The following is a 13796-nucleotide window of genomic DNA, read 5'->3' as shown; positions in this document are numbered from 1 at the left end:
GGGCTACTGTAGATCCTCCTCTGCATCTGAAATCGTCATTTACCAATAGTCTGGACTGTTTGTAGTTCGTAGTGTGAAACCCTTGATTTTCCGTTGGTAGCTCCATTGGCGAATCGCCTTGAAACTTTTATTCTACGAATGCTAATTAAAAACAGTCCGCAGTATTGATTGACCACAAGTTTAAAAAAGTTGTCCTGCTAATGGATCGATTAAACAATGGAAAGTTTTATCCCTGAAAAGTCTGAAGACTGTCACGGCTGGGCCTCCAAGCCAGACTTGTACAAAGAGCTGCAAGGAGCCAAAGAATTACTGCTGACGATCGCCAACTCGATGCCAATACCCCTGATCGTGAGCAGTCTGGGGGACGGCACAATTATTTATAGTAACGATTTATGTCGTCAGGCTTTCGGGTTCACAGGATTTAAGTCGATCGACCGCCAAAAAGCCGAAACGCTCTACCACAAACCAGCAGAGCGCCAGGAATTGCTGTTGCGGCTCGCCCGCAACGGACACGTCCGCGAGACAGAAATCCGGTTTAAAAAAGCTGACGGCACGCTGTTTTGGGCAAGTGTATCGATGCGGTATCTGACATTGGTGTCGGGGAAAGCTGTTCTGTCGGTGTTCACCGACATTACGGATCGGAAGCGAGCGGCCGCCAAGGAGCAGGAATTGCTCACGTCAATCCACTCGCGAGCCCGCCAGCAAGCGGCCGTCGCTTACTTGGGGCAGCAGGCCCTGGCCGAAACTGATTTGTCCGCACTGATGGACAAAGCTGCGGTTTTAATTGCTCAAACCCTGGACGTTGATTATTGCCAGGTGTTAGAACTGTTGCCCTCTGGTCATGCTTTTATGCTGCGAGCGGGGGTTGGCTGGCAGCCGGGCCTCGTCGGCAGCGCTACTGTTGCCGCTTCTGCTCGATCCCAAGCAGGTTACACATTGCTAGTGGGCGAACCGACGATCGTCGAAGATTTGCGGGTGGAAACGCGCTTTAGCGAGTTGCCGCTACTGCACAACCACCGGGCTGTCAGCGGCGTTACTGTGATCATTCCCGGCAATCGGGGACTGGGGAGGAACTGGGGACAAGTAGAACCAGCGGACAGTTCATCCTCGCAGGCCTGGGGCATTTTGGGGGTTCATACCAGCCAAGGGCGGGTTTTCAGTCAAGATGACGTTTATTTTGTAGAAGCGATCGCCAACGTGTTAGCTGCGGCGATCGAGCGGATTATATCGCAAGAGCGCTTACAAATGATGGAACGGGCGATCGAAAGTTGCAGCAACGGCATTGCAATCACCGACGCAACCGTTGCAGATAATCCGATTATTTATGTCAATCCCAGTTTTGAGCGGATTACGGGTTATAGCAGAGACGAGTTAATGGGCAAAAATTGCCGATTTTTGCAAGGCACAGACACTGACAGCCCCGCTGCCAAAGAATTGCGAATTGCGATTGAAGAAGGCAGAGAAGCTCAAGTTATATTACGCAACTTTCGGAAAGACGGCACGCCTTTTTGGCACGAATTGTCGATCGCTCCGGTTTACAACTCGCGGCGACACTTAACCCACTTTATTGGAGTACAAACAGACATTACCGACCGCCAGCGTTCGGAAGAAGAGTTATTTTTAAAATCTCAAGCTTTAGCAGCTTTTAGCGCTAATCTCAAACACTTGCACCGGATTACAACTTATCATTATCAAAACTTTGAAGAACTGGTTGACGATTATCTAACAGCCGGCTGTTTGATGTTTGGACTTTCTATGGGCATCATGGCTGAAGTTGACAGCGAAACTTTTATTGTCCAGGCAGCGAAAACTGATTTAGGATACTTCGTGCGAGGCTTAGAATTGAACCTCAGCGATACTTACTGCGCCGCAGTAATTAAGCTCAACAAAACAGTTGCGTATTCTCATATAGGAGCAAATATTGAGATGCGCGAACATCCTGCTTATCTAAGCTGCAAATCAGAATCTTACATCGGAACGCCGATATTTGTCAACAATAAAACTTACGGTACGTTAAGTTTTAGTTCGCCAGAAATAAAGAAAAGAAAGTTCAAGTACGAGGAAATAGAAATTATAGAATTGATGGCTCAAAGTATTGGGAAAATTCTGGCGGTTCACCAAATGGAAATCGAACGCCAGCAAGCTGAAAAAGAGCGATGCGAGTTGATAGTATCTCTCAAAGAAAGTGAAGAACGCTATCGCCGTTTAGTAGAACTATCTCCCGAAGCGATCGCCGTTCACAGTCAAGGGAAAATCGCCTACATCAATGCTGCCGGCGCGAAACTCCTCGGTGCGAGTTCTCCCGAAGCGCTGATTGGCTTTCCCATATTGCATTTCGTCCATCCAAACTATGTGGAAATAGCCACAGAGCGCATTCGGCTAGTCGAGACAGAAAATCAGCCACTCGACCTTGCCGAACAAAAACTAATGCGGCTCGACGGACAAATAATAGACGTTGAAATGGCCGGTATCCCCGCTATTTATCAAGGCTCGACGGCCGGCCAGATTATTATCCGAGATGTCACCGAGCGCAAGCGAGTAGAACGGGAACTGCTGCACGGCGCTTTTCACGATGCGCTGACGGGTTTGCCCAACCGGGTTTTGTTCATCGACAGGCTAGGACAAGCCATCCGCAGATCCAATCAGTCCCCCGATTACAAATTTGGTTTACTTTTCCTAGATTTAGACCGCTTCAAAGTAGTTAATGATTCTTTAGGACACGTTTTAGGAGACAAACTGCTAATCGCCCTCGCCCAGCGACTGCAAACCTGCGTCCGGGTTTCGGATACCGTCGCCAGACTGGGGGGAGACGAATTCACGATCCTGCTAGACCACATTCAGAGCCTCAGCGACGCCACCCTCGCAGCTAAAAAGATACAAAAAGAACTGACGAAGCCGTTTCATCTCGAAGGGCACGAAGTATTTACCACCGCTAGCATTGGCATTGTTTTCAGTCGAGGCGAAGCCACCCCCAGTGGCGAATTAAATTCGTACACTCACCCGGAAGAATTCCTACGCGATGCTGACATCGCTATGTACCGCGCTAAAGCTTTGGGTAAGGCCCGCCACGAAGTGTTTAATTTGGCGATGCACGACCAAACTATGTCGCTGTTGCAGTTAGAAACTGACCTGCGGTTGGCTATTTTGGGCAAGGAGGAATTAGGAGAGAGCAAGAATCAATGTTCGCACTTTATTGTGCACTACCAACCGATTGTTTCGATCGCCAGCGGTGCGCTCGAAGGTTTTGAGGCCTTGGTGCGCTGGCACCACCCGGTTCGGGGTCTAGTTCCGCCGTCTACTTTTATCCCTGTAGCTGAAGAAACAGGTTTGATCGTGCCTCTGGGAGCCTGGGTGTTGCGGGAAGCTTGTCAGCAATTGCGGATTTGGCAAGAAATGTTAACCGAGCAACAGGGAAGAAGTCCAATGGAAGTCGGAACAAGGCCCTTTGACTCGCTTCGGCTGCACTCAGGGCAAGTCGCTCAGCGTAACCAGAAGGAAGAAGGCGCTTCGACTTCGCTCAGGGTAACAACAGAGGAGAGGGCAACGGGCAATTTAGGGGATTTAACTGATGTAACAGATACAGGGCATGAGGAACACGGAACTTTTACTGAGCGTAGCCCCAGTATTGGTCACAGGGAAGAAAGAATCGGTAAAAAATTACCAATTCCCAGTTACCAATTCCCGATTACCGATTTCCACTCCTCTATTACCAATTCCCAATTCCCAATTACCAACTCTTCGGCTACGTTCAGTACAACTTCCCAGCTACCAATTGCGAATTTTAAATTACCCATTATTGATCCTTCGCAATTAACAATGAGCGTCAATCTCTCTCCTAAACAGTTAGGTATGCCGAATTTAATCGAGGAAATCGATGAAATTTTAGCAGAAACTGGCTGCGATCCGAGCTGTTTAAAATTGGAGATTACTGAAAGTGCGATCGTAGAAAATGTGAAAAAAGCCAATATTGTGCTAGCCGAATTAAAAGGTAGGAATATTCGATTGTCGATAGACGATTTCGGTACTGGCTATTCGTCTTTAAGTTACTTGCACCGTTTTCCGCTGGATACACTGAAGATCGATCGATCTTTTGTGAGCCGCTTGGGGGCTGTCGAAAATGGTGACGACGGGGGTCAGCCTTTGCAGATTGTGCGGGCGATCGTAACTTTGGCTCACAATTTGGGATTGAATGCGATCGCCGAAGGTGTAGAGACAGGCGAACAGTTAGCACAGCTTCGAGAATTAGACTGCGAATTAGCTCAGGGATATTGGTTTTCTAAACCTTTGGACAGTTCTGCCGTGACCGAAATCCTGATAAATCTCGGTAATATAGAAATTAGGGACTGATTGAGCTACAGATTGGTAAATAGTGCCTCACCCTGTGAAGACATTTTTGCTACAAACTCCTAATCTCAAAACTGATGCACCAGGGAATAAATGGTGCATCAAAATTAGATTTTAGGTGATGATATCAAATCTGTTAGGATCGGAATTATTCATCTGCGTGAATCCGCGTCCATCCATTGTCATCTGCGGTTAATACATTCTCTTTTTTTAACCGCAGATGAGGGCAGATTAACAGATATTCACGCAGATAAATGAGTTCAATTCCGGTTGTACCGTCCGTGATTGTTGAGTATTGATATCGTTTCCGGTTGCATCGGAATGATTTAACCGCAGAGGGCGCAGAGAACGCAGAGGGAGAGAATACAGAGAGGAATAATTCCGATGCTACCGGATTTGATATGACTGGATTTTATTGCAGAAGGAAGCAGGAAGAAGCAATATAATCAATCGTTTCAGCCATTAACAACGTCCTAACTGTCTTGGCGGTTGCTATATCAGGACGATGCTACCGGATTTGATATGGTTGAAAATTACCAAACTGACCACGAATTTCTTCATGTGGTACCCGCCACGTGGTTTATCCGTGGAATCAATCCAACATCGGAAATCGAAAATCCTCAAGAAAGAGCATTTATCTCGCGCAAGTCAATCCAAAATCTAAAATCTAAAATCTAAAATCGAATGACGCACAGTAACGCTTTCGCAATTGCCAATTACAACTTACCAATTCCCTATTAACAATTAGCTTTGAGGGGAATCTCGATCGCCAATTCTGTACCCTGGCCCGGCGAAGAAGTGCATTTCAGCGACCCGTTGTGTCTGTCTGTAACAATTTGATAGCTAATTGACAAGCCCATCCCGGTGCCTTTACCCACAGGTTTAGTAGTAAAAAACGGGTCAAAAAGCCGAGTGCCGACAGTCTCCGGTATTCCCGGCCCGTTGTCAGCAATCCGAATGATTACTTTGCCGGCTGGCGATAGTTCAGTGCGGATGCGGATGTTGCTGGGCTTTTGCCGCTTTTCCTCAGCAGAACGGCGCATATCCCGTTCTTCTAAAGCATCCAAAGCATTGCTCAAGATGTTCATAAATACTTGATTTAATTGTCCGGCATAACATTCTACCAAGGGCAGTTGAGCGTATTCTTTAATTACCTGAATTTCTGGATGGTTGTGTTTAGCTTTGAGCCGGTGCTGCAAAATCATCAGGGTGCTATCTATGCCCTCGTGGATGTTGACGGCTTTCATTTCCGCTTCGTCCATGCGGGAAAATGTGCGGAGAGAAGCAACAATTTGTTGAATTCTGTCTGCACCGACTTTCATTGAAGAAAGCAACTTTGGCAAGTCTTTCATCAGAAAGTCGAGTTCAATATTGTCTACTTCTTCTTGAATTTCCGGGACGGGATCGGGATAGTGGTTTTGGTAAAGTTCGATCAGGTGTAGCAAGTCTTGGGTATAGTCGTTGGCGTGACTGAGATTGCCGTAAATAAAGTTAACTGGGTTGTTTATTTCGTGGGCGACTCCTGCCACAAGTTGACCGAGACTCGACATTTTTTCATTTTGAATTAACTGCGATTGAGTGCTGGTTAATTTCTTCAATGTTTTTTCTAATTCGAGAGCTTTATTCCGAGTTTGGGCGTAAAGATCGGCTTGGTTGAGGGCGATCGCCAATTGAACTGTAACCGCTTGCAATAATTCTACTTCGTCGTCACTCCAGAGTCGCACAGCAGCGGAGTGGGCGCAGGTAACAACGCTCACTACTCCCGAAAGTGCCTGCATGGGAATTGCCAAGACAGATTGGTAGCCCAGAGAGTTAAGAGAGCTTCTCCAAATAGGGTCTGCGATCGCTCCGACATCATCGATTTGCAGCGTTTCTAGACGCAACATCTGTTCTCCTATAGTTCCGAAATCAGAAGCTTTATAGCAACCTATTAAATCTGGAAGTTCTCTTGTGCGAGATTCTTGAATAATTTCCCAGTATGGTTCGTCTCCGTCGCAACGATACCAGCTAAAGTTGCAACGATCGATCTGCATGAAAGCCCGAATTTCTTGGACGGCGACAGCAATAATGCTGTCGAAATCGAGGGAATTGCGGATTTGAGTAGTGAGGTTGTTGAGCAGTTTTTCTCGCTCGGCTTGCTGTCTGAGTCTGGCTGACGATTGCCTTAAGGCAATTTCTCCCCGCTTGCGATCGGTAATGTCTTCGGTGACAGCTAATAGATATTGCGGTTTGCCATCAGCATCGAGTATTGCTGTTTTCTTGCTATGAAATATCCGCGTTTCTCCTTGGCTAGTTTCAATTTCTTCTTCGGCGATTTCTAAAATTTGCCCGCTATCGATCACTTCCCGGTCTTTGGCGGTGAAAAAATCAGCTTGTTCTGTTGGGAAAAAGTCGTAATCATTTTTGCCGATTACTTCTGCTGCACTGAAACCGAGTAACTGTTCAGCTACTGGGTTCCACAGAACAAACCGCAGTTCTTGGGCATCCTTGGCAACCACTCCTACGGGTATGGTTTTGAGCACTGACTCCATAAAATTTTGAGCGTGTTGCAGTTCTGCTTCTGCCTGTTTGCGATCGCTAATATCTCGGACGTTGGCAATGATGCTGAGATTGCCGTTGAGATTAATTTTGGACAGGGCAATTTCTGCATCAAAAGTTGAACCGTCCTTGGGACGCCTCGCTTTCCATTCCACGCGACCAGTTTCGCCTGCTAATACTCTTTCCCAAAGTTCTTCCATTTGTTCAATGGGATTGTCGGCGCTTGAATAGTCATTTTTAATTGATAATTTTTTTGCTTGTTCGGGGCTCACTCCGTACATTTCTAACATTCGATTATTGACATCGAGAATGTTTCCTTCTAAATCGTGAATGAAGATAGCATCGTAGACATTGTTAAATATGGTTCGCAGGTTTTGCTCGGAAACTTGCAGCGCTGCTTCTGCAAGTTTTCGATCGCCAATTTCTTGTTCTAATTGGGTGACTGCTTGGGAAAGTTCGGCCGTGCGATCGCTCACTCTGTCTTCTAACTCGACTGCTGCTTGCCGCAGGGCTGCTTCGGCGGCTTTGCGATCGGTAATGTCGATCACCGTACCGAACATTTTTACCACCTTGCCGTTGACATCGGTTTCGGCTTGACCCACGGCGTTCACGTGTCGCAAGATGCTGTCGGGACGGTAAAGGCGAAAGTCAAAATCAAAGGGGATGCCCGCTTCGAGTCCCCGCTGCACTTGAGTTTGCCACAATGCCAAATCTTCTGGATGAATCTGAGCGACCTGTTCGGCTAGGTTGGGCGCGATGGGGGCTGGTTCGAGTCCGAAGATGCGGAAAAGTTCTTCCGACCAAGTGATGGTTCCGGTGGCTGCGTCGAGTTCCCAATTTCCGACGTGGGCGAGTCTCTGGGCTTCTTGTAGCTGTCGCTGGCTGTTGCGGATGGCGGTTTCGGCAACTTTGCGATCGGTAATGTCGAACAATACGCCGCAAAATACGATTTCGCCGTTCTCGCTGCGGGTGGGCATGGAGTCGCCCTGCCACCAGCGAATCTCGCCGTCGGGCTTGACTAACTGCCCTTCGTAGTGCCACAGGGAGAGGTTTTCTATGGCCTGGTTCACCGAAGCGATGTAGCCTTCCAAGTCTTCGGGATGGACGCGGGAAATGAATGTATTGATGTCTTGCATCATTTCTGCTGCGGTAACGCCACTGATATCGAAGATGCGATCGCTCATGTAGTCAATGCGCCAAATTCCGTCACGGTTGCAAAACTGGAACAGAGCTCCGGGCATGGTGGCTGCGATCGTCCGAAACTTGGTTTCGCTGGCACTGAGTGCGGCAAAAGTCTGTCGCAGTTCGGCTGTGCGCGCTTCTACTCTGCGCTCTAGTTCTGCGTTGGCGTGTTGTAAGGCTGCTTCTGCTCGCTTGCGATCGGTAATGTCGGCGGCTGTACCTGTGGTGCAGAGGAAGTTTCCGGTTTCGTCGTACAGGGCGATCGCGTTAAACATCAAATGTTTCATGCTGCCGTCTTTGGCGATTTGGGTGGTTTCGTACTGGAAAATTGATTCTCCGGCAAACAGGCGGGCGAAAACTTCTAAATCTTTCTGGCATTGTTCTGGTGTCACAAAGTCGGAGAAGGGCCTACCGATCATTTCTTCTGGTTCGTAACCGTAGATGTACTTAACTGCTGGGTTGACGAAGGTGTAGCGTCCTGAAGCATCTACCGACCAAATCATGTCTTGGGAGGTTTCTACCAGGCTGCGGTATTTGCTTTCGCTGGCTTTGACGGCTTCTTCTGCTTGTTTGCGTTCCGTCATGTCGCGGGAGACGCCGACAGTCATGACGATTTGGCCGTCTGCGTTGCGGATCGGTGTTTTGACGGTGCTGAACAGCCGCACTTCTGAGTCGTAGCGCGTCACTGGTTCTTCGGAAATTTGCAGAGTCTGTCCGGTTTCAAATACGAAGGCGTCATCTCTGACGTACTGGAGGGTATTGTCGGGATCGGCGAAAGGTGCGTCTAGGATGTCTTGAAGTTCCTCTTGAGTCATGCCGTAATAGTCGCGGAATGCTTGATTTGCCCAAACAATTTTGGATTTGGGGCCTTTGACTAATACCATATCGGCGATCGAATCGAGAATTTGGTGATATTTTTGCTCGCTGTCGCGGAGTTTCTGCTGTGCTGCTTCGATTTGTGCTATTTGCCTCTGAGTTTGTAAGTGCAGTTCGGCTTGGTGGATGGCAACTGCTAAATGATCGCCTACTTGTCTGGCAAATTCGATTTCGTCTTCTTGCCAATCGCGGGGATTGCCGCAGGAGTGAATGCACAGCAATCCCCACAAATGTTTCCCTTGCAGCAGGGGTACGACTAAGTTGGCTCGAATTTGAAATCGCTTGAGGATTTTGAGGTGACAAGGGCTCAACCGGGCTTTGTAGATGTCCGTGACAGCTTGAACGTAACCTTTGGCATACTTGGCGGCAAATTGTTCGCCGAAACAGTAGTCGCGGACTCTTGCTCCCAAAGATGGGCTGTATTGGGGCAGTACGTCTTCGGACACTACTTCGCCCTCATTCCATTCGGATTCGGGAAAGAATCGGTAGACGGCGACTCGATCGGCATTTAGGAGTTGCCGAACTTCGGTGGCTGTGATTTTGAATATTGTTTCTAAGTCTAGGGATTCACGAATTTTGCCAATCACTCCCATCAGCGCTTGCAGCTTTTTGAACCAGGTTTGAGACTGCGTTTCTCTTTCTAGGTGAGCTAGTTTCTCGCGCAGGTTGCAAACTTCGTAATACAGGTATTCATGAAACATAATGCTTTTTCTTTAGTTATTTTGCGGTTTGGTATCGAGGTTGATGGCATCTCAATAGCGCTCTGCAAGTTGAGTCTGGTAAGTCAAAAAGGCAAAGAACCTATTCTCCTCCTTCTGCTAGCACTTAGCAGCTACTCACACTGCATTTCCGTATTTTTTCGAGATTTGGAGGTCTATCGACCATCTTAGCTCCCGTATATTTACTGAAAAAGTGGCATAATTTGCTACTTCATTAAGTATCAATTATTGAGAATAATGCTAACAAAACTTACACATAAACCCGGTTTATTAACGTAATCAAGTCAGGGAATCTCCGAAAGTGGAAACAAGAAACCCGGTTCCATTTCGCGATCGGGAGGAGCGTCTCTGACTAATTTTGACATTTTTTTTGCTCGCCTTCGGTTTCTATTGTCACCTTTTTATTATTACCGCAAACTCGATTAATGGTTTCCTTGTTTTGGCGATTGAATATCCTGTTGGGAACACGTCTTTTAAAATTTGTTTGAATTTCGGCGATCGCCTTTTCTAGAGTTTTAAGTAATGCTCGATTTATAGCAATCCTAAATGATTATACTCGTTACCAGGAAGAGCGTGGTAACGCAGATCCGGAGGAAGAGCCTCCATAGTCTGGGCCGAGGCAGAGCCTCGCTTACATCGGTTCCCAGGCAGAGCTTGGGAACCAGTTAAAAAATGGCAGATTTTTGCTTGAATTTCTACAGAAACTGTGAGGGTATTGTCGCGCAAACCAAGTTCAACTGCTTTTGCCAGTTTTTTGCGTTGTCAGCAAGTTTTTGATAGTAAATTTTATACCAATTATCCAAAATCTTGCAACAGTTATGAGTTTTTGGTGTGTTTCCTGAAACACTGTAAGCTGTTCTCCATTTAAATTGTGTGTCAAAAATAACTCAAATTATTGTGGGATGGGCACGCGAGCCCGTCCCGAATATGCAATTTAAACGCGCAACAGCTTATGCACCGGTGCGGATCTGTGAGAGAGTCGCTTTTTTTGATAACTTTTCTAGGGCGACGCACCCGGAGCGCTACTGTTGCATGATTTTTGATAATTAGTATTATATTTATCAATCGGTTCCTTGCTGCCATTTTGTAGCTGGTGCAATACAGCCTAACAAAGATGATCGATAATATTTATCAAAGGACTGTTGAAATCCGAGAACCCAACTTCCGACAGAGCGATCGCACTATCATACTCAGTATAAGTTATTATATTGAAGCGACGAGCAGGCTGCTTTTCTCAACGAACTCCTACAAGCTTAAGAAGCCGTTTTCAGTATAGCCCTGGCTTCCTCAATATTTTGGGCAACCAATTTCCCCGACTCGATAAAGGCTGCTCTTTCGGTATCGCTGAGTTCGAGTTCCACTATTTGTTCAACTCCCTGATATCCCAAGCGGCAGGGCACTCCTAAAAAGATATCTTGCACGCCGTATTCGCCGTGCAAATAAACGCAGCAAGGCAAGAGTCGCGACTGATTAAATAAAATAGATTCTACCATCAAACAGACAGAAGATGCGGGTGCAAAATAAGCACTACCAGTCTTCATCAATTTTACAATTTCTGCGCCGCCGTGGCGAGTCCGCTGTACGAGTCGATCAATAGTCGCAGCATCCATAAGTTGATTGATGGGAATACCGTTGACAGTGGAATAGCGGGGCAAAGGAACCATCAAATCGCCATGAGAACCGATGACAGTTGCATTGACTTGAGCATTTGAAACGCCCAATTCCATTGCAATAAAAGTTTGAAAGCGGGCGGAGTCGAGAACTCCCCCCATCCCCATGACTCGGTGTTTGGGCAAATCTGCCGCTTCCCAAGCTAAATAAGTCATGATATCTAGGGGATTTGTGACTGTGATTAAGATTGCTTCGGGAGAATGCTCGATCGCTTGTTTTGTGGCTTCGGTGACAATTCGAGCATTGATTTTAATTAAATCTTCGCGATTGATACCGGGTTTGCGCGGCACTCCGGCTGCAATTACTATGATATTTGAGTTGGCCGTATCTGTATAATCATTTGTACCGACAATTTGGCGATCGTGACGTTCCACTCCCCTAGCTTCCATCAAATCCAAAGCAACGCCCTGTGGCCAACCCTCCACAATATCTAACAATACTACATCTGCCAGATTTTTCTCAGCAATTCGCTGGGCTAAGGTACTGCCGACTTTGCCTGCACCAATAATTGATACGCGGTTTGATGGAGAATTCATTGGGTTTTAGGTTTTAGATTTTAGATTTTAGATTTTAGCAATCAGCTTAATTGGGGAAAGGTGCGCGGTGTGCACCCTTCGCTACATTAAGAACAGTGTGTTTAGTTTTGGTGAGTTACTGAAAATCTTCGAGTTGGTCTACCCGCAGCCAAATATTCGGGGTGGGAACTTTGCCAAATTTGACGAAGGCATAGTCGCCGCGAACATCCATCACTTCGCCCTTTGTTTCAAATATATAGGAGGAAAAGCGCTGGTCGCTGGCTTTGGCTTCTAGACTGTTTTCCAATTTTTCGCGTACAGCGCGAACTATGCTGCCTTTCTTGATTGCCATAACTTGCTTGGTTTAGTTTAAAAAACTATACAAATTTTAATCTAGATTTGGCTGCAAAGTCACTCGGCGATTGAAATCGCTACTAAACAAACGAAGTCACTCCAAGCTGACTAAGGAATAAAGGAGTGCGATTCGTGGGGTATATCTAAAATCTAAAATCTCAAGCCTAAAATCCCTTGACTGCTTCCTATGTCTGACAAAGGGGGCAAAAATGAGTCGATCGCCCTGCTAATTTTATACGTTGGATGGTTGTGGAGCAAGTGCGGCAGGGTTGGCCGGCGCGATTGTACACCCAAGCGACGCCGCCGTAGTTGCCGTTGACACCTTGGACGTTGAGAAAATTGCTAAAAGTGGTGCCACCGGATGCGATCGCCTTCTGTAAAACTTGAATAATAGCTGTATGGATGCGCCCAATTTGCTCTGCTGTCAAATCCGCGCACAGAGTTGTGGGCATCACTCCCGACAAAAACAAAGTTTCGTCTGCGTAAATATTGCCCAAACCAGCTATCAGTGACTGGTCTAGCAAAGCTGTTTTAATGGGTCGCGCCCGCCGGTGCAGCTTGCGGGTCAAATATTCTGTTGTAAATTCCTCTGAAAACGGTTCGGGGCCTAAGAGTTTCAGACCGATGACAGTGCTCGAAACCTCGGTTTCTGCGGGCACGTACCACATTTGCCCGAAGGTGCGCTGGTCTACAAAGCGCAATTCTTGGTTTCCCTCAAAAAACAGCCGGACTCGCGCGTGTTTTTGCAGGGGCTCGGATCTGTTCACCCACAGCAGTTGTCCTGTCATCCGCAGGTGAACGCCCAGCCAGCCGGCTTTTGAAGGAGGGAAGAAGGCGGGCGCGGGGAGGGCGGGCACGGGGGCACCGCCCCTACATTGAGATAGTTCTGCCAGTAGATATTTGCCGCGTCTGTACCAGCGGGCGATCGACTTTCCTTTGACTTTTGTCAAAAAATCGGTCGCAGAGATTGAGCGGGCGATCGTGCTGTTTAACAACACGTCCCCGTCCAAAATTTCTCGATCGAGGGTTGCTTGATTCAATCCCCGGCAAATAGTTTCAACTTCTGGCAGTTCTGGCACAATTAGCGTTGTTCTGTTCCTTGATTTGGCGAACCTTCGACGCTGCCGGTCACTTCGGCACCGGGTTTGCTGTCGGTCGAAGTTTTCGGCTGCTGGGGGGCTCCTCCGCTGCCGGTTTTCCGGGTTTTCTCGTCCAGCGTGGTTTGTTTGCCGCCGGAAGCTACTGGAGTCCCTGTTTTCGCTTTTGCTTTGGGTGCTGACACTTCCACTAATTCGCTTTGGGCGAAGTTGTTGGTGTTGACGCCTGCATAATTTACGCTGTTAAAGCGAACGATAACTGGGTATTTAATGCCGCTTTGGTCTACCGTAGCAACGGTGCCCACTTCTTGATACCAGAAGGATTCTTTGCGGAGAATCCGAACTGTAGAACCGCGTTGAACCATGAGCTTTGTTTCCTTTGCGATGAATAAACGGATAAAGCCATTTTTTTTACTCTAGTCGATCGCGCGACGCATTTGAAGTCTGCAAGGAAATTTTTACCTGTCGCGCCGTTTTTTGATCTGCTTTTTGTAAAGAAA

General features: G+C 47.3%; 6 protein-coding genes. 1 reads left to right on the top strand and 5 read right to left on the bottom strand.

Features of this window, described 5'->3' with window-relative positions:
- Positions 1-216: 216 nt before the first annotated feature.
- Positions 217-4347 carry an EAL domain-containing protein gene (locus QUB39_RS14985; RefSeq protein ID WP_333209419.1) on the top strand — a complete coding sequence of 1377 codons (4131 nt, stop codon included), beginning with the start codon at positions 217-219 and terminating at the stop codon, positions 4345-4347.
- Positions 4348-5081: 734 nt separating this feature from the next.
- On the opposite strand, the gene QUB39_RS14980 is transcribed toward QUB39_RS14985, so the two are convergent.
- The 5 genes from QUB39_RS14980 to QUB39_RS14960 all read right to left on the bottom strand — a co-directional run bounded on the left by QUB39_RS14980 (position 5082) and on the right by QUB39_RS14960 (position 13661).
- A complete protein-coding gene (locus QUB39_RS14980) occupies positions 5082-9641 on the bottom strand; it encodes a PAS domain S-box protein (RefSeq protein ID WP_333209418.1) in 4560 nt (1519 codons plus the stop codon).
- 1271 nt (positions 9642-10912) lie between these two features.
- A complete protein-coding gene (gene mdh / locus QUB39_RS14975; RefSeq protein WP_333053997.1) occupies positions 10913-11866 on the bottom strand; it encodes a malate dehydrogenase in 954 nt (317 codons plus the stop codon).
- Positions 11867-11981: 115 nt separating this feature from the next.
- Positions 11982-12197, bottom strand: a complete 216-nt coding sequence (locus tag QUB39_RS14970) for an NAD(P)H-quinone oxidoreductase subunit O (protein ID WP_333053996.1) — start codon at positions 12195-12197, stop codon at positions 11982-11984.
- A gap of 187 nt (positions 12198-12384) precedes the next feature.
- Positions 12385-13278: a DNA-formamidopyrimidine glycosylase gene (locus tag QUB39_RS14965; protein WP_333209417.1), complete on the bottom strand. Its 894-nt coding sequence runs from the start codon at positions 13276-13278 to the stop codon at positions 12385-12387.
- A 2-nt stretch (positions 13279-13280) separates the two neighbouring features.
- Complete coding sequence (locus tag QUB39_RS14960; protein WP_333053993.1) at positions 13281-13661, bottom strand: photosystem I reaction center subunit IV; 381 nt, start codon at positions 13659-13661, stop codon at positions 13281-13283.
- Positions 13662-13796: the final 135 nt, after the last annotated feature.

Origin of the sequence: Microcoleus sp. AT8-B5, assembly GCF_036705565.1 — a bacterium.
Classification (GTDB): Bacteria; Cyanobacteriota; Cyanobacteriia; order Cyanobacteriales; family Microcoleaceae; genus Microcoleus.
This window is presented reverse-complemented; position numbering and strand designations above follow the sequence as displayed.

Coding starts and splice junctions, on each gene's coding strand:
- mdh (WP_333053997.1), bottom strand. CDS start 11,866: ATGAATTCTCCATCAAACCGCGTATCAATTATTGGTGCAGGCAAAGTC.
- QUB39_RS14960 (WP_333053993.1), bottom strand. CDS start 13,661: ATGGTTCAACGCGGTTCTACAGTTCGGATTCTCCGCAAAGAATCCTTC.
- QUB39_RS14970 (WP_333053996.1), bottom strand. CDS start 12,197: ATGGCAATCAAGAAAGGCAGCATAGTTCGCGCTGTACGCGAAAAATTG.
- QUB39_RS14980 (WP_333209418.1), bottom strand. CDS start 9,641: ATGTTTCATGAATACCTGTATTACGAAGTTTGCAACCTGCGCGAGAAA.
- QUB39_RS14985 (WP_333209419.1), top strand. CDS start 217: ATGGAAAGTTTTATCCCTGAAAAGTCTGAAGACTGTCACGGCTGGGCC.